Genomic DNA, 22830 nt, shown 5'->3' with positions numbered 1-22830 from the left:
AATTTAGTTGAGAATAATTCTCATCTAAAACTAAAATCCCTTGCATCCGTTACGAGGAATTGAGAAAAAGAGATGAATACACTGACCTTGCCAAGCCCTACACCCCCCGTCTTTAAGCCAGCGCTTGCCTTAAGATTCAATCAATTAGTGATCTTCCACAGCCTGTCATTGCTGGCGTTAAGTCTACTTTGTGAAATGGGGCTAAAAAGGCTTGGGCTTGAGACACCTTTCCTTTCTTGGGGAGTTTTCCTGTATTTGCCCGTGGCAGTAAGCCTATCTTTGCTATTAAAACATAGGGTTAGCCGACGCAGTCTGGTATGGCTTTTCGGACTATGGATGCTGTTATGGCTGGTAATGTAAGCCCCGTTTTTAAGCCTTGCACTGATACCCACACCTACATCCGCTTCGGCAAAAATAAAGAGTGCCGCCCCAAACATCTTGCCCCGCCTTTACTCCTACATCCCGACTGTCAAACTCAGTTAGTAATCTAGTCAGTTAACGCACCGCTAAATCCCTGCTCAGTAAAGCCACCAAATAAAGAACGTTAAATTATCAATTATTTAACAACTTTAGCTATGAAGCGGCTCAAAAAGCCGTTATGTTGAAGCTCTTGGGCGTGCGCACACGTCTTAACCTTAGGCCAAATTGGCCGTTTAGTACCCAAACTTACAAGCAAATATCTTAAAAACTCTGCAAAAACAACAGAATATTGGAGTTAAATTATATGAATGAGATTGTTAATGCGGTCAACAATATCGTTTGGAGCCCCGCACTCGTTTATCTTTGTCTCGGTGTAGGACTCTTTTTCTCCCTGCGCTCACGTTTCCTACAGTTACGCCATTTACCCGAAATGATCCGTTTAATGTTTGATGGAAAAAGCACTGATGCTGGCGTGTCTTCCTTCCAGGCTTTAGCCATGACTTTAGCGGGTCGTGTGGGAACCGGAAACATTGCCGGTGTCGCCACTGCGATTACCTTCGGCGGTCCGGGTGCATTGTTTTGGATGTGGATGGTAGCGTTTCTGGGCGCAAGCTCAGCATTCGTTGAATCCACCTTAGGCCAAGTCTACAAAGAAAAAATCAACGGAGAGTACCGCGGCGGCCCCGCCTTTTACATTGAAAAAGGCTTAGGCATGAAGTGGTACGCTTGGACATTTGCCATTGCGACCATTTTTGCCTGCGGAATTTTACTGCCTGGCGTGCAAGCCAACTCGATTGGTTCGAGCCTAAAAACCGCCTTCGATATCGACCCTAACGTCACCGCCGCTATCCTCGCTATGCTGTTAGGGTTCATTATCTTTGGTGGCGTAAAACGTATTGCCCACTTTGCCAGTACCGTAGTGCCCTTTATGGCACTGGGTTATATCATCGTCGCCTGCGTGATTATTGCCCTTAACATTGGTCAGCTGCCCGATATTATTATGTTGATCCTAAAAAGCGCCTTCGGATTCGATGCAGGCTTTGGTGCGATTCTCGGTCTTGCGATTATGTGGGGGGTAAAACGTGGTATTTACTCAAACGAAGCGGGCCAAGGTACAGGACCACACGCTTCTTCTGCCGCAGCCGTGAGTCATCCAGCCAAACAAGGTTTAGTGCAAGCCTTCTCAGTGTATGTTGATACCCTATTCGTCTGTTCAGCCACCGGCTTTATGCTGCTGATCACGGGTTTGTATAATGTGCAAGGCCCAGATGGCGCCGCGCTTTATACCGGGATTGCGGGCGTCGCAGCAGGCCCAGGTTATGTGCAAACCGCAATGGAAAGCATGATGCCAGGCTTTGGTAATATGTTTGTTGCCGTAGCGCTGTTCTTCTTCGCTTTCACCACCATTGTGGCCTACTACTATATTGCCGAAACCAACATCGCCTATATCAATCGCAAGGCGAATCGTCCTTGGCTCACAGTGGTACTGAAAGTAGTGCTGATGGCGTCAACTGTTTATGGCACAGTGAAAACCGCCGATTTGGCCTGGGGCATGGGTGACATTGGCGTGGGTCTCATGGCGTGGCTAAACATTATTGCCATTATTCTGCTGCAACGCATCGCCTTCACTTGCCTGAAGGATTATGAGTCGCAACAGAAACAAGGGGTTGAGCCGTTATTTGACCCTGAAAAACTCGGTATTCCCCACGCAGACTATTGGGTTGAACGCAAAAATGCGCAGGATGAACTCGCGCAGAGTCAATCCAGCGAGACTCCTAAAATCTCCTAAGGATTGCAGCTCCCAATAAAAAAGCCAGTGACTTATCACTGGCTTTTTTATTATGCATTTTAAAGTGTGCCCGCTTAACGCCAAGCACACACTCAACTCACCACCTTATGGATGGCAAACGTTGTGTAACTCTAAGTTAGTGCCAATGTCTTTATTACGGTCGGCTTTAGCATCGTCGTTACGTAACTGAGTCAAGTGGTCGAGGTAAGATTGGTCAACATCGTTAGTGATGTAGTGACCGTCGAACACTGAGGTTTCGAAACGTTTGATCTCTGGGTTTTCCATTCTCACCGCTTCAACCAGATCCGGCAGGTTTTGGAAGATAATGCCATCGGCGCCAATCAGCTTAGCAATTTCATCGGCATCACGACCGTGGGCAATCAGCTCATTCGAGGTTGGCATATCGATACCGTAAACGTTCGGGAAACGAATTTCCGGTGCCGCCGAGGCAAAGTACACTTTCTTCGCACCCGCTTCACGCGCCATCTCAATGATTTGTTCTGACGTGGTACCACGAACGATAGAGTCATCGACTAACAGCACGTTCTTACCCTTAAACTCAGTGTTGATGGCATTGAGTTTACGGCGTACCGATTTTTTACGCTCCTGTTGACCAGGCATAATAAAGGTGCGGCCGATATAACGGTTCTTCACAAAACCTTGGCGGTAAGGTAAGTCCATGCAACGGGCGATTTCTAATGCGATATCGCATGAGGTTTCAGGAATAGGGATCACCACGTCGATATCATGGTCGTACCATTCTTTTTTGATCTTTTCACCGAGCTTAGCCCCCATGTTTACGCGGCTGGCGTAAACAGAGACGTTGTCGATAGTCGAATCTGGACGGGCAAAATACACGAATTCGAAGATACAAGGTGAGTAGCTTGGCTCTTTCGCGCATTGGCGAGTGTAAAGCTGGCCATCGAGAGAGATATAAATCGCTTCGCCTGGCGCCACATCGCGCATCACTTCAAAACCCACGGCATCGAGCGCCACGCTCTCAGAGGCCACCATGTACTCGGTACCAGTTGGAGTTTCGTGCTTACCTAATACCAGTGGACGAATACCGAAAGGATCGCGAAATGCCACCAGACCTTGACCGATAATCATGGCCACAACCGCATAGGCGCCACGGGCTTGCTCGTGCACTTTAGCGATAGTGTCGAACACTTCGTCAGGCGTCAGCATTAAGCTTGTGGTTTTTTGCAGCTCATCGGCCAGCAGGTTTAATAATACTTCTGAGTCGGATGTGGTGTTCACATGGCGACGTTTTTTGATCAGGCCTTCAGCTAATTCAACCGTGTTGGTTAAGTTACCGTTATGGGCTAATGAAATCCCAAATGGCGAGTTAACATAGAAAGGCTGCGCTTCTGACGCGCTGGAACTGCCTGCAGTAGGATAACGTACGTGGCCAATACCTGCATTGCCCTGTAGGCGTTGCATGTGTTTGACTTCAAATACATCTTTGACCAGACCATTGGCTTTACGTAGTCTGAAAGCACCACGATCAACGGTCACAATACCTGCCGCATCCTGACCTCTGTGTTGAAGCACGGTCAGTGCGTCATAAATGGTCTGATTAACCGATGATTGGCCAACTATTCCGACGATACCACACATGGGTAAGCTTCCTCATTGTAAGATGTTCTATGCCCTTTCATGTTGAAATATAAGTAAAAGACGAAGTAAATCCCCAGCCATACGGCTTAAGCGCTTCATCTCAGTGTTGAGTCCGTGGCCTTAGGCTTCGGGCTCAACCTTACTTATCCTCCATCACTTAGGATAAATTTATTGTCTTTTTTATAGTTTGGGTACAAAGCTGGAGGTGTTTTCCAAATAGTGAAAGAACCATTGGATCACAACGCCAAATTCGGGCACTAGTACAGAGTCCTTCCACCATTGGGTGTTGGGTGAGCCTGTAAAAGCATCCATAAAAAACAGCAGCGCACTGACGATCAGCGCGCCCCTAATGGCACCGAAACACAGACCTAAGAGTCTGTCAGTGCCAGATAATCCGGTTTTAACCACTAATTGCCCAATGATGTAATTGATGAGGGCGCCGAGTATTAAGGTGGTGATAAAAAGAATAGCAATGGAGACCCCATTGCGTAGCACCTCATCGTTCATTTGCGTGAGATGAACGGCGAGATCTTGGTAAAATTGGCTGGCAACAAAGAAAGCCGCGAACCATACCACTAACGACATGGCTTCTTTGGCAAATCCGCGGATCAGACTGATAAGAGTCGATAACCCGATAACAAAGATGATAGCGTAATCAATCCAAACCATTGAGATGGCTTTCCAGCATAGGCTTTAAGACGGCGCGATTCTACCAGAGACTGAAACGATTCTCACCCCTAGCGAGGTAAATAAATTATTTCAGCCCCTGCTGAATGGCATTAAGATTCCAAGGGATTAAAAGGCACAATTCGGCCTTTCAAACGGGTTAGAGTTTCAATTTCTTCCTGCATTTTCTTCAGCTTAGCTTCGGAAACATCGGGCCCCACAAACACTTTCGTCAATACGCCATCCTTAGGCGTGTCTGGAATTGTGTACGCCTTGTAACCACTTTTACGTAACTGCGCCACCAGCGCTTTTACGTTGGCGGCATTGCTAAATGCGCCTAGTTGCAGGGTAAGTCCAGGTTTTAATGAATCGCGGCTGACCACTTTAATGCCATCGTCTTTGGCAGGTTTTGCAGATTCTGTTTTCACGGTTTCGGCTTTCGGTTTGTCCGCTTTCGCGACTACGGTTGGCTTGGATTCTGGCTTTTTCGTCTCAGTTTTAGTTGGAGTCGGCTTTGGCGTCTCTTTCTTCGGTTCGGCCTTAGCGGTCTCGGTTTTCACCGGCGCTTTCACCTCAGGCTTAGTTTCCGCTTTTGCCGTCTGTGGTTTGGCGGTCTCTTTCACCGCGTCCGATTTAGGCTCCACTTTTGCCGCAGACGTGTCTTTGACGTCAGTATTGACCGCCTGCGCTAACGCCGCCTCATCATTAGGAGAAGACTCTTCGGGCAAAGCACCTTCGCCATCCACATCTTGGGTGGACAACACCTCAAACATATCATCGGCGTTTTGCTGCGCTATCGCGGCAGGACGCAGGGGAATTTCGGCAAATTGTTCCTCTTGACGATCCTTCTTGCCATCTAAAATATCCGGCAGAAAAATCACCCCGAGGGCGACCAGCACCACAGTGCCGACTAATCGATTATGAAACTGGCTAGACAAAACGGTTATCCTGCTTAAAGAGAGACTTAAAACCTGCCACAGTGTAAAAGGAGCCAAACACAATTACCACATCATCGGGCTGAATTTGCGCTTTTAATGCCGTCCATGCCACGGCGATATCGTCAAACTCATGGGCCTTAGTGTCTTGCGCTAAGGTTTGGCGCAGCAGGCTTGCATTGGCGCCGCGCTCACCCTGTAAACTCACTAAGTACCAAGTATCGATTAAAGGCGAAACCACAGGTAATACGCCTGCAATGTCCTTATCCTTTAGCATGCCGCACAGGGCAAACACTCGCTTCCCTGTCACCATAGGCGTGAGCTGCTTGACTAAAAAGCGCGCCGCATGGGGATTGTGGGCCACATCGAGTAAAATCAGCGGCTGCTCGTTAACTTGCTCTAAACGCCCCGTTAAGCGCGCGCTGCTAATACCTTTGGCAATGATATCGGCGGTAATATGCGGCCAGCCATGCTCAACAATCGCAATCACAGTCGCAGCGTTCGGCAATGGCAGTGTCGGCAAACGGAGCTGCTTAAGGGTGAATACTTGGCCTTGGTAATCCCACGTCTGGCCATCTTGCTGGTAACTAAACTCCTCGCCCACACGATAGAGCTTGGCGCCAACATCTTGGGCGACATCATTGACCGTATGGGGTAAGTTTGGCTCGCCGACAATCGCAGGGCGACCTTGGCGAAAAATGCCCGCCTTTTCACGGCCGACCAGCTCGCGGGTATTGCCCAAATAGGCCTCGTGGTCTAAATCGATGGACGTCACCACGCTGATATCGGCATCAATCATGTTGGTGGCATCCAAACGGCCGCCAAGACCGACTTCTAAGATCACCACATCCAACTTGGCCGCTTTAAACAGAATTAAGCCCGCCAAGGTGGCATATTCGAAGAAGGTCAGCGAAATCTCGCCGCGCGCCGCTTCAATCTGTTCAAAGGCAGCAACAAAGGCTTCATCGCTGGCGTCCTGACCGTTAATGCGCACCCTTTCGTTGTACTTGAGCATATGGGGCGAGCTGTAGACGCCCACCGTCAGACCAGATAAACGCAGGATATTCTCGAGCATGGCGCAGGTGGTGCCTTTACCATTGGTGCCCCCTACAGTGACCACTTTGCTAGGCCCGAGATCCAATAATTGCAGGCGCGCGGCAACCTTTGAAACCCGGGTTAATCCCATATCGATTTCGGTTGGGTGAATCGATAATAAATAATCTAACCATTGTGTCAGTGGCGCATTGGCACTCGGCACAGTTAAAGATGTCTGCTCTGTCGGGGCTGTGGTCATCTGTTCTTTCCTTCCTTCGATACGCGCTACACTTAACGAGCAAAGCGGCGATTAATCCAGCATAAACAATGGCCCTAAAGCCAACTTAGGCAGTTGATACTGCTCGGGATACGTCACATCGACTAAATAGAGCCCATGGGGTTTGGCGGTGGCCGCCGCTTGATTTCGGTCTTTAAGAGCCAACAAATCCGCCATCCAGGTCAGTGGCTGATTGCCTAGACCAATTTCCAGCAGGGAGCCCACAATGTTACGCACCATATGGTGCAAGAAGGCGTTTGCAGAAATATCGACAATAACGTACATCCCCTGACGGGTCACTTTTACGCTGTGCACATTGCGAAACGGGGTTTTCGATTGGCATTGAATGGCGCGAAAACTGGTAAAGTCCTGCTCCCCCAGCAGCGCCTGCGCCGCAACATGCATTTTATCGGCGTCGATATCACCGTGGTAATGGCTCACGCCGTGATGTAGGATCCCGGGGCGGAAATTATGATTGTAAATCACATAGCGGTAACGTCTAGCCGTGGCTGAAAAGCGGGCGTGGAAACTGTCATCCACCTCTTTTACCCAACGAACGGCGATATTATCGGGCAAATTGGCATTCACACCTAAGGTCCACGCGCCTTCGTTACGTATGGCATTAGTCTCGAAATGCACCACCTGCCCCGTTGCATGAACGCCGGCATCGGTTCGTCCCGCACAGAACAAGCTGATGGGTTCGTTCGCCACCTTAGATAAGGCTTGTTCTAATTGCCCTTGTACTGAATCGACTTCGGCCTGACGCTGCCAACCGAAATAACCACTTCCGTCATATTCAATACCTAATGCAATCCGCATCCACACATCCTCACAGTTGATTTAGCGGCGCATTTTATCACAGCAGCCCACAAAAAAAACGGCGCTCTGCGCGCCGTTAGTGTGAAATCAAGCCCTTTAAGGATTAACCCATCTCTTTAAGTAAACGGGCCGCTTCTTCTTGCTGACGCTCGTTACCGTCGATTTGGACTTCCCGTAGCAAGGCTTTAGCACTGTCGCTGTCATCGATTTCGATGTAGGCACGGGCTAAATCGAGCTTGGCATTGACTGAGTTTTCCTCGTCGTCCACGTCGATCATGGCGGCATCGCCAATCAGCGCGCCGACATCGCTCATCTCCACATCCATTTCGGGATAAAGATCTGTCTCAGTGTTGTCCTGCTCGGCATCGTTAAGCAGTTTTTCGATATCGATATAACCGTGCTCGTTTTGGAAGTTAGTTAAATCATGCTCTGGAACAAACTTCTTCGACTTGCGGGATTCCTGCGCATCGAGGGCGGCTAAGGCCTCATCGACGGTGAGCGTATGCTCATCATCGAGGGCAAAGCTGTCCTCAGGGGTTAATACCTCTTCCTCTTCAAGTTCGGTATTAGTGCTAAAGGCGGCAAGCACGCTGTCATCGCTTAAATCAACGTCATCGGTATCGTCTTTTAAATCAAACTCGCGGCCTAAATCCAGCTCATCGTCGAGGTTAAACTCAGTGCTCGCTGCCGTATTTTTAGCTTCAACCTCTGGTTTTTTCGCATCTGGCGCAAACTCCAGCGGTTGACGTTTAGTGCCCTGCACTGGTACAGGATCTAAGGGCAAATCGACTTCCGGTTTGACCGGCGTTTCCGCCTTAGGCGTAGGCGCAAAATTCAGTTCGGTATCCCAATCGAGCACATGGGGATCTTTAGTCTTATTGGCCTTTAAGTCATTGAAGAAAGATGACTCTTTTTCCTTCGCACTTGCTGCAGCCGCTACTGATGCGGCGACAGCGGCACCCGCCAGTGCAGGCGCGATATCGTCAGGCTCTTCATCAAAGCCTGTAAACTTAGGCTCTGCGGCAGCGTTATCCTCACTGTCTTGGTTATCCGCAATCTCTTCGCTCAGTTCGAAGGTATCGTCTGTGCCATCAATGGCATGGGCGGCACCAATGCCTTTGAGTAAATCTTCTTCCTCATCTTTTTCTTCTGGCTCGACATGGGTAGTTTCTATGTCGAAGTTAAAGTCGTCGGCATCCGCCTCGGCTTGTTCAGGCACATCGAACTCGGCTAAGAGTGCATCGAGATCGTCCTCTGCCGTCGACAGGTCTTCAGGTAATGCGGCTTCGAGTTCAGCGGCGATGTCATCGCGCTCAAGGGCGGCTTCTGCTTGAGCAATATCCTCGGCCCTAGTATCGTCGACAATAGTCTCTTCGACGAGCGCTTCTTGCGTGTTAAAGCCTGCCAATAACTGGTCGAGGTCTTCATCGCTCGTTGGTAAGTCGGGAGCGAGTTCATCATCCAACTCGGCAGCAATCGCCGCAGCGACTTCAGGATCGGGCTGCGCGGGAGCATCAAAGCTGGCAAGAAGCGCATCGATATCATCGGATTCGCTTACGCCTATATCAGTTAAGTCATCATCGAGCTCGGCGGCAATTTCATCGCTTAAATCGGGTTCGGGCGCGGCGGGTTTATCAAAATCTGCCAGCAAAGCATCAATATCATCGGTTTGCGCCACGCCTAACTCGGCTAAGTCATCATCCAACTCGGCGGCAATTTCATCGCCGAGATCGTCAGCTGCTTCTGCTGGTGCCTGAGCATCATCGGTCAGTAAGGCATCAAGATCCTCATCGGCCGCTGCGGCAGGCTCGTTAACCTCGGGCTGGTTAAAGCCTGCGAGTAACGCATCGATATCGTCGTCGGCTGGCGCTGCATCGTTTTCAAGTTCAGTATCGAGTTCGGCGGCAATCGCGGCGGCTAAATCTTCATCCTCAGCGGCGGGCTCTGGTTCAGCAGGTAAATCGAAACCGGCTAACTCGTCGAGTTCGTCCAGCCCTGCAGCTGTGGTTTGAGCTTCCTGCGGGGTCTCTTCTTCATCTGAGCCTAATCCAGCCAGCAGTGCATCGAGATCTTCTTCCTCCAGAATATTGCCGGATGCGGCTTTTTCTTCGGCTTCCTCTTGATCACCCATGGCCTCAGCCCAGAGATCGTCCAGAGACTGGCCTTCTTCCTCTTCAAACTGAGGTTCAGGTTCAGTGCTAACACCTGGGTCAATAAACATTTCTGATGCCATGTCCATCTGTTCATGGCTATCGGTCATTTCCTGCTCGGGTTGCAGGTCGACACTGCCGACATCGAGTAAACTGTCGATGGAATCGGCATGGTCAGTATCTAAATGCACCGCCATGTCGCTAAGATCGTCATCATCCATCGCCAGCACAGACGCACTCGCCACGCCAGCCGCACCCGCGGCCATCATAGCAGCCTGCTGCGCTTCTAGCTCGCGGCGCTCTTTATTGCGTTTACGGCGTAATAGCCAGAAGACGAGGACCAGTAGCAATAATGCGGGGATCACCGCCGCCGCCACAAGGAGTAGCGGATTACTCATCAGGTTACGCCACAGATCATCGGGCTCTGCGGGCATGGCAGGCTCATCAGTCGTAGCCGCTTCTGGTGTTTGTGCGGCCTCGACCTCGGCTTTAAGGGCAAGGTTTTGCTTCTTGCTGGCCTGCAGAGTTTCTTCTAATACCGCAATCTGTTGATTTAATTCTTCAACCTTGGCTTTGAGTGTCTCAACATCGGTATTTCTCACCGCGAGTTGATCTTGCGCTCTGGCTAACTCGTCAGTCAGGGATAAATTCTTGCTCTCCGCTGCTTCGAGGCGTGCATTGATATCCGAACTCACCATCTTAGGCGCGGTTGGTGTCGCTGCCACTTCCGCTTTGGTCACTGTCGCCGCTTCGGGCTTCACCTCGGCCTTAGGGGGCGTCTCCACCTTAGGTTTAGGCTGTGCAACTGTCTGAGTCGGTGCCGCTGGCTTAGTCGCAGGTTTGGTTTCTACCCTAGGCGTAGCTTTAGCGCCAGAACGAGCCTGCTTATCGCTGCGCTCGGCGCGGGCAATGGCCAGACTATTGGGAATGGCGAGCATCACTTCTTTCGAAGGGATCAGCAAAATCATGCCACGTTCGAGGCTGTTATAACTGTCGGAGTTAAACGCATGGGGATTAGCATCAAATACCGCGGCCATCACCTGATAAACGCTGACACTAGCATCGGGGCGGACTTTTTGCGCAATGCTCCAGAAAGTGTCCTTAGAGGTCGTTGGTCCATATTGATGATTGACCTGACGGATCTGTCCGTCTGGGCCCATGATTTTTAAAGGTTTTATTTTGGGAGTATCAGCAGCTATCGCAGGATCAATAAAAGAGGTCGTGGAAGAAACAGCTAAAACGGTGGCCATCAGGCCCACAAGATACGAAGTGCGAAATTTCATCAATCCTTCCCTTTGAAGCGCTATTTAAGTTATCTCGCTGATAACAGGCTTTAGGCAATTGTATTTATTGAGATTACTATAAACTAGAAATCCCAGCCCTGCTACTGTTCACAATTGTAAAACAAAAAAAGCCTGCTGGCAGCAGGCTTTTTCACTGGGCATCAATCGCCACTTAAGAGTTAGTAATAGTCTCTCACTAAAATCTCGGCAATTTGCACACTGTTTAAGGCTGCGCCTTTACGAATATTGTCCGACACCACCCAAAGGTTAATACCGTGAGAATGGGAAATATCCTTACGCACACGGCCCACATAAACAGGATCGGTACCTGCTGCATGGGTTACAGCTGTTGGATATTCGTCATCGGATTCGAACAATACCACTCCTTCGGCATCGCGCAGTAAAGCTTTAATATCTTCTGCATCGGCGACTTGGCGCGTCTCAATATGTACGGCTTCTGAGTGACCATAGAATACTGGTACACGCACGGCCGTTGCGTTGACGAGGATTTCGTCATCACCGAAAATCTTCTGGGTTTCCCAGACCATTTTCATTTCTTCTTTGGTGTAGCCGTTATCCATAAATTTATCGATTTGCGGCAATACGTTAAACGCGATTTGCTTTGGATAAACTTCAGCGTCAGCAGGCAAGCCTTGTAGCAACTTAGTGCATTGTTTTGCCAGTTCTTCAATCGCCTTTTTACCTGTACCAGAGACAGACTGATAGGTCGCGACGTTAATGCGGCTGATACCGTAAGTGTCGTAAATCGGTTTTAGTGCCACCAACATTTGGATGGTCGAGCAGTTCGGGTTCGCAATGATATTACGGTTGCGGAAATCGGCAATCGCATGGGGGTTAACCTCAGGCACAACCAGTGGAATATCAATGTCGTAGCGGAAGTGAGAGGTGTTATCGATCACCACACAACCCGCTTCAGCGGCGATAGGCGCCCACTTGGCCGAGACATCGCCACCGGCAGAGAAGAAACCGATTTGTGCTTGACTCCAATCGAAGGTTTCGACGTCCAAAATGGTAACTTGTTTGCCATGGAAGCTGACCGTTTCACCGGCGCTACGGCTACTGGCTAAAGGATATAAGTTCGCAACCGGGAAGTTACGCTCTTCGAGGATCTCAATCATTGTTTGACCCACTGCACCCGATGCACCTAAAACGACAACATTAAATTCCTGCGACATAATTACCGACCGACTCCTGAAAAACCTAAATTGGACAACCAATCTACCTCAGATTGGCCGTGATAAGCCAGCGCCAATGCACTAAATTCGCGTCTATGTTTGTGATTTTTTCTCATAGTGTCGAAGCCATTCTCCTTTACAAAGCCATTTCGGAATACGGCATCGTCATCACGCAGGTCGTAGACGAATCTCGCCAGCTGTAATAAGGCTTTTTCATCGGGGGCTTGTTCGAGTTCAACCGCCTTAAAATGAAATGGAGGCAGGAGCTCAGATAAGCGTTTAGTGGCCGGAATGGCTAACAACTCACACAACTTTTGGTACAGCATAAAAGTGCCGCGGGCCTTACCCTCTAAGCTGTAACCGGCGATATGCGGGGTCGCAAACTCAGCAAAAGGCACCAGCTCCGGCATGGGATTTGGCTCCCCTTCCCATACATCGAGCACCAATTTAAGGTCATCCCTTTGCTGCTTAACCTTAATTAAGGCTCGATTATCAATCACATCACCGCGGCAACAGTTCACAAGCCAGGTATTGGATTTAAGACTCATCAGGCGCGCTTCATCGAAAAGATGCAGCGTCTTATGCTCGCCAGTGCGAGTGATGGGCACATGTAGGCTGACGATATCTGCTTCATTTAATAGAGTTTCAAGGCTCACAAAATGGCGGGGATCGCCTTCGGCCGCTTTGATGGGGTCATTGAGTAATACCTTAATGCCGTAGGCTTCGAGGCATTTGGCCGTTGCGCTACCAGTATTACCCGCACCGACAATCCCCACGACTTTGCCCTTGAGCGGCGAATTAAACCGCGCCGCCAGTTCTAACATCGCAATAAAAGCAAACTCCCCGACTGCGGTCGCATTACAGCCGGGCGCATTCGAAAAGGGGATGCCACGCCCTGCAAGGTAGCCCAGATCCACATGATCCGTCCCTATGGTGGCACTGCCGACAAACTTAAGTTTTGAATTGGCATCTAACAGTGCGGCATTCACTCGGGTGACCGAGCGCACCAGCAGCACATCGGCATCTTGCACCAGCTCAGGCGTCAGCGTGCGGCCATTGACTGGGATTATCTCGCCTAACGCCCCAAATAAGGGTTCGACATAGGGCATATTTTCATCGACAACAATCTTCATGGGGACCTTTCTGATAAAAATGGGCTAGAGAATGAGTAGCCAAGGATTCTAGCAAGACTCTGATCATAAACCCAATCTCTAAGTCGCATTATGCCAATCGTATTAAATATCTGTTCATTCAGCGGGAGCCACACAGGCATCCCATTCCCGCGTTACATCGACTTAAAAGGGAATAACCATATCAGCATCAATGCGCCTTGGATTGAAATGCCAGTGAGGCTCTGAACTGATTAGATATTTAATGTGATTGGTATTGCTCAATTTCAGCCAATAAAAAAGGAAGCCTAGGCTTCCTTTTTTAACGCAAATAATGGCTTACTTATATTTACGCATCACCAATGTTGCGTTAGTGCCACCAAAACCAAAGCTGTTGCTCATCACAGTGTTTAGCTCTGCATCGCGGTATTCACGCACGATTGGCATGTCCTTCGCGGCTTCATCTAAGTTATCGATGTTGATGCTCGGCGCAATAAAGCTGTTTTCCATCATGATCAAGCTGTAGATGGCTTCGTGTACACCCGCCGCGCCTAAGGCATGGCCTGTCATAGACTTAGTCGATGCAACTGGTGGGCACTTGTCTTTAAAGACTTCACGCAGGGCTTCTAACTCACGTACGTCACCGACTGGAGTAGAAGTACCGTGGGTGTTGATGTAATCAATTGGCGTGTCCACATCGGCCAGAGCCATTTGCATACAACGCACCGCACCTTCGCCAGACGGAGCAACCATATCGTAACCGTCTGATGATGCACCATAACCAATCACTTCAGCGTAAATCTTCGCGCCACGAGCCAGAGCGTGCTCTAACTCTTCAACGATTAAGATACCGCCGCCGCCAGAGATCACGAAACCATCACGGTCTGCATCATAGGTACGGGAGGCTTTTTCTGGAGTGTCGTTGTATTTAGTCGACAGTGCACCCATCGCATCGAAGCCCATGGTCAGGGTCCAATCCACTTCTTCTGAACCGCCCGCAAACACCATATCTTGCTTACCCATTTGGATAAGTTCAACGGCGTGACCGATACAGTGAGCACTGGTCGCACAGGCAGAACTGATTGAGTAGTTCATGCCTTTGATTTTGAAGGGAGTCGCCAAACACGCGCTGGCTGTGCTCGACATAATGCGTGGCACGATATAAGGACCGACGCGTTTTACGCCTTTTTCGCGCAGAATATCCGCCGCTTGAACTTGGTTAGAAGACGAAGCGCCGCCTGTGCCCACAATCAAACCTACGCGAGGATTTGAATACTGCTCTTCAGTTAACTGAGCATCCTTAATGGCTTCTTGCATTGCAATGTAAGCATATGCCGCAGCATCGCCCATAAAACGCAGCGCTTTACGGTCAATCAGCTCAGAAGGATCTAATTTGATATTGCCCCATACATGACTGCGTAGTTGCATTTCTTCAAACTGAGCGGAATGTGTAATACCACTACGGCCCGCTTTAAGTGACTCAGTCACTTCTTGCTTGTTATTACCGATACTTGAAACAACACCCATTCCGGTGATCACGACTCTTTTCATTTTATTGCTATCCATTGTGTACATGTCAGTACCTACTTTTTGCTGAGCCAATAGTATCTGTTTTGCTTCAATTAAGTGGTCAGCTTTCCATAAAGGCGGGTAAAATAATGCCCAATATGAGACCGAGAGTATATTTCTTTGACTGCTAAGCCCCAAAAATCTTGCCAATTTAAGCGTGATTACCCGCAATTGATCAACCTTTATCCCCCATGCGCGTTGACTACTGCACAGTCTCTGGACAATTTAACTCGCCTTCGACGCTCTCGCTTAACGACGCCATCAGCCCAACTCGGTCAGGGACTGTGCGTCATGGGGCAATGGGGATTGGGCGATGGACTCGAGCTGCTCTCTCTACTACAACACTGGCAAACGCAGACTCAAAGCAACACACGGCTGTTAGTCAAAGTGTTTGAACCCAATCCCATTAACGATTACGAACTTAAATTACTTTGGGATCAATCGCAAAGCTTAATTTCCACGCCTCATTTACAACCGCTTGCCGATGCAATACTTAAGGCAAAACCTGCACGCATTATAGGGTGCCAGAGATTAATCTTTGATGACGGCCGCATCACGGTCGATTTGCATTTTGGCGACCTACATACAGCACTTAGTCAACTGCCCCACAGCCCTGCTCATCCTATTCAGCAATGGCTGGTTTTACCGCATTTGGCATCGCAGTTAAGCGGCAAACTAGTCTGGCAAATGGCGCGTTTGAGTGCCGATGATGCCCAGTTGATTGGGGCAAATTTGGCAGAAACCGTGCAGCAGTTTGCCCACAGCAGTGGCTTTAGCACACTTAATGTCAGCCAAGATGCCTTGAATGCTGATGCAAACGACGCAAGTCAGATTATCACCGATGAGATTTTGCTCCATGAGCGCAAACTGCTGCGCCAGCAAGCCGATACGGCTCAAGCATTTACCCCAAAACCTGCAGCGCTCGCGGCTATAGATCACCCTGTTGCCATCGTCGGTGGCGGACTGGCCTCAGCGAACCTAATGCTATCCCTCGCCGAACGAGGCCAGAGTAGCATATTGTTTTGTAAGGATAATGAGTTAGGTCAAGGCGCATCAGGCAATCGCCAGGGGGCAATTTACCCCCTACTCACGCCTGAAAATGATGAGCTTAGCCGTTTTTTCCAACAGGCATTTTTGTTCAGCCGCCGCCGTATTGAGGCGCTAAGCCATACGTCGATGATGGAGACAGACGCCGCCCCTAATATTACCGCGATTTCCCATGATTTTTGTGGGGTACTGCAAACGGGTCATGATGAGCGTAGCCAACAACGGCTGGATAAAATCATCCAAAGTCAGGACTGGCCAGCAGAAATCGCCTACGCCGTTGATACGAATGAAGCTAACGAAATAGCTCACATAGGTATTGATAAGGCTGGATTTTTTTATCCACTCGGAGGCTGGGTTTGCCCATTTGAATACGCCAAGGCGGCGGTGGACAAGGCCTCGCAACTTGCCAATGTGCAGTGCCATTTCAATACCGAGATCACCGAAATTGAATGTGATGCGCAGGCTTGGTATCTCCATGGTCAAGGCCAGCGTTTTGGACCATTTCGCCAACTCGTGCTCGCCAATGGCGCGCAGCTCACTCAATTTTCAGCCAGTGAGCGGTTACAGATAAGTCCGTTTCGCGGCCAAGTGAGCCATGTCCCCGCCCAATTTAAGTTGAGCCAATTGGCGACAGTGTTATGCGCGAATGGTTACCTCACGCCGAGTCATCAAGGCTTGCATTGCCTCGGTGCCAGTTATGTCAAAGCGGCAGAACACCTCGATTTTTGCCCGCAGGAGCAACGGGAAAACCTTGGGAAAATGCAAGAAAGCTACCCCAATCAAGCCTGGGTTGATGATATCGACATCAGCGGCAATAGCGCCCGTGTCGGCGTGCGGATGGTGACGCGGGATCATTTCCCCATGATGGGCTGTGCGCCCGATGTGGCTGAAATATTAGCGCGCTATGAACAGCATCAACTCAATCAGCAGCAGGCAGAACAAAGCAAGCATTATTGGCAAACGACCCCCGCGCCTATCCTCGATGGCCTTTATATTTTGGGTGGTTTAGGGTCGCGGGGATTAAGTTCAGGCCCTTTGGCGGCCGAATGCTTGGCGGCACAATTAACTGGTGAACCGCTGCCACTAGATTGGCCAACCTTAAATAAACTCAACCCCAATCGGATGTGGCTACGCAAACTGCTCAAAGGCAAAGCACTTTAGTAAAGAGCGGCTTGAGTGAAAACTAGTTGATTAAAACAAAGACTTATAATTGAATGCTAATCAGACTTGCATCTAATCGCACCAATGATTGGCTGCTCAAAACAAAAAGGATTAAGCAGTGCTTAATCCTTTTTTGTATTTCGACTGAGCATTGAGCATTAACCCTAAAGCGAAGAAACCTGCTTAGTGGTTTTTACTCGGGTACGATTATTATTGTCGCGACTTTGGCGGATCAAGGCATCACCATCAAACTCGGTCTGAGCAGATACCTGCTCGCGATGGGCTTTCGCCAATCTATCGTAAAGTAGTACGTTCACCGAGGCCGCCAGATTCATGCATCCCACAGTTGGCACATACACTACTGCATCGGCTCTATCGATAATATCTTGGCCAATGGTGCCATCCTCTGGGCCAAACACATAAAAGGCTTTCTCAGGATGCACAAACTCAGGCAAGGGGGTCGCCCCTAGGACTAAATCCACGCACACCAGCTTAGTGTCAGAGGGGAGCGCATCGAGTAAGGAGGCCACCCCAGTTAGCGGAATGCGCTCGGCGGCGCTCTGGGTATCGGCGTTATATTGCTGCGGCCCACGGGCGGCATATTCATAGCGTTTGCCGGTGTAGAACACCGCATCGACACCATAACAGCCCGAAGCGCGCATAATACCGCCCACATTGGTCGGGGTTTTCGGATTGACTAGACCGATATAAACCGCTTGCTGCGCCTCAGGTGTTGCCATGGTCTCAACCGAAGTCGTCGTGGATGAACTCATCAATTACGCCGCTAAATGACTAACAATCTTGCCATGTAATTGTGCCCACGCCGCTTCTACTAAGGCAAAATCGGCATCATTCAATTCTTGGCGCGCGAGGGCTAAACAGTCGGTCATTTTTTCAAGCAAAGCTTCTAGCGTGCTCTCGCCTTCGTCTTCGAGTTGCGATAACACCACCGCCACATGGCCTTGCAGATAACCGCAGGCAAATAAGGCATCGTCATCACCATGGTTCACTACCGACTCAATCCACTGTTCTAGTGCTTCTTCATACTGCTCTAACATCGGGTCAAACTCTCCAATAACGTATTTCGTATTTCGCCCAAATGGCCGCTGGCCCCTCGGTGCTATAAATCTGAATAGTCGGGGTTGGCCACCTGATACATTACATAATCATGGTAACCCGTCGTAACTTTGTAATAGCCACAAAGCTCACGATCTAATTGAGGGTCGCCACTATCCACAATTAAGGGACGTCCTTCAAGTGCTTTTAGTTTAGTTTTTGTGGCGAGGATAATAATATTGTCCTTACCGAGGCGGCGGATAAGCTCTGGCGACAACTGCTGGTTGCCACGGCCGAGAATGTGCCCCTGCCCGCCAATCAAGGTAATAACCAGTTTTGCCGGCTTATCTTGGGTAAGGTAGAGCAACTGCTTAGCGGTTAAATCACTCGCTACTAAGGTTTTATCTTGGATAAGATCAACCCCCAACAGGGTGTTATCGAGGCCAAGCTCTTCCATCACAAAGGCGACCGTGCTGCCCGAGCCCATAATGTACAGCTCGTCTTCCATCTGCTGAATAACATCGGCGGCGATGTCGGCGAGCACGAGCTCATCGACCTCTTTTCCACCCATCTTCACCGCTTGCACATAACGCGGCTCAGCAGGCACTAACAGTTCACCAAAACGTTTGGCGCGCACAGTGCCTTGGCGAAAGGCCACTTCATCGATATCCATCACATCGGCGCTCATCAGGCTGACTAACTCACCTTCGAGCAGCATTTTCACCACCATGCCCGCAGCATGGGGCGTGATGCCATAAACGCCCGAATGGATTTTTACTCCAGCCGGAACACCGAGCACGGGTAATTTATCGTCGATAACCGCTTGTTCAAACACGCTATACACATCACGCGCGGTGCCATCGCCCCCCGCAAACAGTAATAAATCCAAAGGTTCATTCAGCAAGGTACGCACAACGGCTTGCGTGTCGATGGCCTGAGTTTTATCTGGGGTTTGATACACCACACGGGTGTTAAAACCTAAGGCGTTGGCGGCGTCTTCCCCCATCACGCCGGAGGCGGTAATAATTTCGATATCATTGGCATAGGGGGCAATCACTTCTAAGGCTTGCATCATACGCTTTATCGCCTTGGGCTCGGCACCTAAGGCGAGTGCCTGCTCGGCCACGCCATCGCTGCCTTTGAGCCCCACACTGCCACCTAAACCCGCCAGTGGATTGATGACTAAGCCTAAACGAAACCGGATCACCTTAACCTCTCTTTTTCATTATTCTAGTTTTTACAATGAGTTATTTTTCACAACAAAATATAAGCTTATGCCGCAACCGCTTGCGCCCTATCCTTAGGGATCAAAAATACCGCTAACATAGCAGCAAAGGCACAGGCCGCCGCAAATACCCAAGACCATACAGCGCCGCTACCATCACCCCAGATATAACCGCAAATCCACGTCCCGAGCGCGCCGCCAACCCCAAAGCTTAAGCTGGCATACAGGGCTTGCCCTTGACTGCGATGACTGGCATCAAAATTTCGATGAACAAATTGAATCGAGGCCGCATGGGTCAAGCCGAAGGTGAACGCATGCAGTACTTGGCTCAAACCCAGTAATAACATGCTCTCAACGCCAAAGGCCACCAGCAACCAGCGCACGGCGGTCATGGCGATACTGACAACAAGCAAGGTATTGACGCCATAACGTCCAAGTAAGCGAGGCGCAAACATAAACATTACGATTTCGGCCATTGCACCGAGGGCGACAAAAATCCCCGCGGCCGCTTCGGTGTATCCCGCCTGCTTAAGATAAAGCACAAAAAAACCGTAAAAAGGCCCAGCGCTCATCTGTAATAACATCGCCGACACCATGAACCACAGAATGGGTTTAGTCCATTTGAGCGGCTGGCGCTCGTTGCCTTGAGGGCGCACGGCACGATTCGCAGGCAACGGCAAGGCGCTGACCAGCATCCCAGTAAACAAGGCTAAACCAATATAAGGTAATACCTCAGTACCCCATTGGCCGATGGCAAAACCGGCACCAACCACTAAGCAGATATAGCCAATGCTGCCAAAGCTGCGGATTTGTCCATAGCGGCTGGCATTTTCACCTAAGGTTTCGAGGGTGATTACCTCAAGCTGTGCCAAAATCGCATTCCAAAAGAAGGTATACAGCGCAAGGCTCAGCGCCATATACACAAAGCCACCGTGGTAGAAAAAACTCAAATACGCCAGCATCGCGGCGCCCGCGCCCATCTTCACCAATTCGGAGCGCATGCCAGTGCGATCGGCCACCTTGGCCCACACATTGGGTGCCACGATACGGGTCGCCATTAAAATCGCGAGCAAAAAACCAATTTCTTGAGGGTTAAATCCACGGTTTTCGAAGAAGACCCCAAGGTAAGGGATCATAGTGCCGAGAATTGAAAAGAAGAAAAAATAACAGGCACATAGCCAGCGTAACTGCTGGCTTGTGCTAGAGATAGTTGGCATTAACGCATTCCATTTATTACACAGTCGCTATGCATCTTTATTCCATGCAGACTGTCTCATTCATCGCACCTATCTCATGCCGAGAATAGGTGTATGACTGCGAACATCCTGATTTTGAGCTCTGTGTCTTAACAGATGATCCATCAACACAATCGCCAGCATAGCTTCGGCGATCGGTACCGCGCGGATCCCGACACAGGGGTCGTGACGACCTTTAGTCACCACTTCCGCCATTTCACCTTGGGCCGTCATGCTTTGGCCCGGCACACTGATACTCGAGGTCGGTTTTAACGCAATATGTGCAACAATGGGTTGGCCCGATGAAATGCCGCCAAGTATGCCACCGGCATGATTTGATTCAAAACCCAGTGGCGACATTAAATCGCGCCCTTCCGAACCTTTTTGCGTGACAACTCCAAAACCATCGCCGATTTCAACGCCTTTTACCGCGTTTATGCCCATTAAGGCATGGGCGATATCGGCATCGAGCCTGTCGAACACAGGTTCGCCCAATCCAACGGGAACACCAGTCGCTACCACAGAGATTTTGGCGCCAATGGAATCACCGGATTTTTTCAGCTCGCGCATATATTCATCCAGCGCCTCGAGCTTACTCGCATCGGGGAAGAAAAAGGCGTTCTGCTCGATTTGACTAAAATCGAGGGTCTCGGCACTAATCGGTCCAAGTTGCGACATATAACCTTGGATACTAATGCCATGCACTTGTTTTAAATACTTTTTCGCCACAGCGCCCGCCGCAACCCGCATAGCGGTTTCGCGGGCAGATGAGCGGCCGCCACCACGGTAATCACGCAGGCCATACTTTTGCTGATAGGTGTAATCGGCGTGTCCTGGACGGAATAAATCTTTGATATTGGAGTAATCTTGGCTGCGCTGATCGGTGTTTTCGATCAGAAGCCCAATGGAGGTGCCTGTGGTTTTGCCTTCAAACACACCGGATAAGATCCGTACTTCATCAGGCTCACGGCGCGCGGTGGTATAACGGGATGTGCCAGGACGACGACGGTCTAAATCATGCTGCATATCGGCTTCGGTGAGTTCGAGCCCTGGTGGGCAACCATCAATAATACAACCGAGCGCCACACCGTGACTTTCACCAAAGGTAGTCACCACAAAATTTTGACCAATACTGTTTCCAGACATCCGCTTTTTACACCTTAAATGATTTGCTTATCGCTCCGCGCCCAGCAATGGCTGGACAATTCTTTTTCCCGCTGCAAGCCTAACTGGCAGCGGGAAAAGACTCAACCTAATTTATTATTGCGCGTCGCGATAAATAGCAAAAAGCGATTGATGTTCGACCAGTTGATCGCGAGTCAACACAAACACACCGTCTCCGCCGTGTTCAAAACTCACCCAAGTAAAAGGTACTTCGGGGAATTGCTCCATCAGATGCACCATAGAGTTACCTACCTCAACCACTAAAATCCCCGTTGGTGTCAGGTATTGGGCCGCATTCGCTAAAATGCGTTTGGTTAAATCGAGGCCATCGCGACCCGAGGCTAAACCAATAGCTGGCTCATGGTGGTATTCATCTGGCATATCGCCGATATCTTCTTCATCCACATAGGGCGGATTAGAGACAATCAAATCATATTGTGGACCTTCAGGAATGGCTGAAAACAGATCAGATTGCATCGGGAACACTCTGTCCATTACCCCTAAGGTTTCAACGTTGATTTGCGCCACATCGAGAGCATCTTCGCTGATATCCAGCGCATCGACCTCGGCTTCATCAAATTCGTAGGCACAGGCAATTGCGATACAACCACTGCCGGTACATAAATCTAAAATACGATTAACAGGTTTGCCGTATAACCAAGGGCCAAAGCGATTGGCAATCATCTCGGCGATAGGTGAACGTGGCACCAATACGCGCTCATCCACATAGAACTCTAGCCCTGCAAAGCGCGCTTTATTGGTTAAATAAGGCACAGGTAAACGTTCACGTACGCGGCGAATGATCAGCTCAACGATTTTGTGTTTTTCGCTGCTGGTTAAGTTACTTAAAATCACCTGTTGGCCGATTTCTTCGGGCAAATGCAGCGCATGAAATACTAAGGCGATAGCCTCGTCCCACGCGTTATCCGTCCCGTGGCCATAGTACACATTGGCATCATTAAAGCGGCTCACCGCCCAACGCAACATGTCACCTATGGTGCGTAACTCTGTTACAGCTTCATCTACAAAGATCTTATCCAAAACGCTCTCCCGCTTGTTTGTTCTCAAACATTG

General features: G+C 49.8%; 17 protein-coding genes. 2 read left to right on the top strand and 15 right to left on the bottom strand.

Annotation, left to right across the window (positions count from 1 at the left end):
- Positions 1-724: 724 nt before the first annotated feature.
- Positions 725-2209, top strand: a complete 1485-nt coding sequence (locus K0H59_RS07800; protein ID WP_220055156.1) for a sodium:alanine symporter family protein — start codon at positions 725-727, stop codon at positions 2207-2209.
- Positions 2210-2314: 105 nt separating this feature from the next.
- Here the strand turns inward: K0H59_RS07800 and purF are convergent, their stop codons facing one another.
- The 9 genes from purF to fabB all read right to left on the bottom strand — a co-directional run bounded on the left by purF (position 2315) and on the right by fabB (position 14850).
- The gene (gene purF, locus K0H59_RS07795) at positions 2315-3829 is read right to left on the bottom strand and encodes an amidophosphoribosyltransferase (protein ID WP_011716540.1); all 1515 of its coding nucleotides are present in this window, start codon (positions 3827-3829) and stop codon (positions 2315-2317) included.
- Positions 3830-4009: 180 nt separating this feature from the next.
- A complete protein-coding gene (locus K0H59_RS07790) occupies positions 4010-4498 on the bottom strand; it encodes a CvpA family protein (RefSeq protein ID WP_023267711.1) in 489 nt (162 codons plus the stop codon).
- Between the two features lie 110 nt (positions 4499-4608).
- Complete coding sequence (gene dedD / locus K0H59_RS07785) at positions 4609-5433, bottom strand: cell division protein DedD (RefSeq protein WP_220055155.1); 825 nt, start codon at positions 5431-5433, stop codon at positions 4609-4611.
- Positions 5426-6724, bottom strand: coding sequence for a bifunctional tetrahydrofolate synthase/dihydrofolate synthase (folC, locus tag K0H59_RS07780; protein ID WP_220055154.1), 1299 nt, complete (start codon positions 6722-6724; stop codon positions 5426-5428). Before folC ends, dedD begins: the two co-directional genes overlap by 8 nt.
- A 51-nt stretch (positions 6725-6775) precedes the next feature.
- Positions 6776-7561: a tRNA pseudouridine(38-40) synthase TruA gene (gene truA, locus K0H59_RS07775; protein ID WP_220055153.1), complete on the bottom strand. Its 786-nt coding sequence runs from the start codon at positions 7559-7561 to the stop codon at positions 6776-6778.
- A gap of 103 nt (positions 7562-7664) precedes the next feature.
- On the bottom strand, positions 7665-10994 hold the full coding sequence (locus K0H59_RS07770) for a FimV/HubP family polar landmark protein (protein WP_220055152.1): 3330 nt from the start codon (positions 10992-10994) through the stop codon (positions 7665-7667).
- A 179-nt stretch (positions 10995-11173) separates the two neighbouring features.
- On the bottom strand, positions 11174-12190 hold the full coding sequence (locus K0H59_RS07765) for an aspartate-semialdehyde dehydrogenase (RefSeq protein WP_220055151.1): 1017 nt from the start codon (positions 12188-12190) through the stop codon (positions 11174-11176).
- 2 nt (positions 12191-12192) lie between these two features.
- On the bottom strand, positions 12193-13323 hold the full coding sequence (locus tag K0H59_RS07760; protein WP_088212179.1) for a 4-phosphoerythronate dehydrogenase: 1131 nt from the start codon (positions 13321-13323) through the stop codon (positions 12193-12195).
- A 315-nt stretch (positions 13324-13638) separates the two neighbouring features.
- Complete coding sequence (gene fabB, locus K0H59_RS07755; protein ID WP_041408740.1) at positions 13639-14850, bottom strand: beta-ketoacyl-ACP synthase I; 1212 nt, start codon at positions 14848-14850, stop codon at positions 13639-13641.
- 138 nt (positions 14851-14988) lie between these two features.
- Between fabB and mnmC the strand changes: the two genes are divergently transcribed.
- The gene (mnmC, locus tag K0H59_RS07750) at positions 14989-17076 is read left to right on the top strand and encodes an FAD-dependent 5-carboxymethylaminomethyl-2-thiouridine(34) oxidoreductase MnmC (RefSeq protein ID WP_220055150.1); all 2088 of its coding nucleotides are present in this window, start codon (positions 14989-14991) and stop codon (positions 17074-17076) included.
- 164 nt (positions 17077-17240) lie between these two features.
- Here the strand turns inward: mnmC and K0H59_RS07745 are convergent, their stop codons facing one another.
- The 6 genes from K0H59_RS07745 to prmB form a co-directional block, all read right to left on the bottom strand.
- Positions 17241-17849 carry an RNA methyltransferase gene (locus K0H59_RS07745; protein WP_220055149.1) on the bottom strand — a complete coding sequence of 203 codons (609 nt, stop codon included), beginning with the start codon at positions 17847-17849 and terminating at the stop codon, positions 17241-17243.
- A 3-nt stretch (positions 17850-17852) separates the two neighbouring features.
- Positions 17853-18134 carry a YfcL family protein gene (locus tag K0H59_RS07740; RefSeq protein WP_220055148.1) on the bottom strand — a complete coding sequence of 94 codons (282 nt, stop codon included), beginning with the start codon at positions 18132-18134 and terminating at the stop codon, positions 17853-17855.
- 62 nt (positions 18135-18196) lie between these two features.
- Positions 18197-19339 carry an ATP-NAD kinase family protein gene (locus K0H59_RS07735; RefSeq protein WP_220055147.1) on the bottom strand — a complete coding sequence of 381 codons (1143 nt, stop codon included), beginning with the start codon at positions 19337-19339 and terminating at the stop codon, positions 18197-18199.
- A gap of 65 nt (positions 19340-19404) precedes the next feature.
- A complete protein-coding gene (locus tag K0H59_RS07730; protein WP_220055146.1) occupies positions 19405-20574 on the bottom strand; it encodes an MFS transporter in 1170 nt (389 codons plus the stop codon).
- A gap of 69 nt (positions 20575-20643) precedes the next feature.
- Positions 20644-21738 (bottom strand): chorismate synthase, encoded by a 1095-nt coding sequence (aroC, locus tag K0H59_RS07725; protein WP_011716526.1) that lies wholly within the window; start codon positions 21736-21738, stop codon positions 20644-20646.
- Positions 21739-21852: 114 nt separating this feature from the next.
- Entirely contained in the window at positions 21853-22797 is a 945-nt protein-coding gene (gene prmB, locus K0H59_RS07720; protein ID WP_011716525.1) for a 50S ribosomal protein L3 N(5)-glutamine methyltransferase, read from the bottom strand.
- Between the last annotated feature and the right edge of the window lie 33 nt (positions 22798-22830).

The organism is Shewanella sp. FJAT-51649 (genome assembly GCF_019457435.1).
GTDB lineage: Bacteria > Pseudomonadota > Gammaproteobacteria > Enterobacterales > Shewanellaceae > Shewanella > Shewanella mangrovisoli.
The sequence above is the reverse complement of the archived record's forward strand: the minus strand, read 5'-3'. Positions and strand labels throughout refer to the sequence as shown.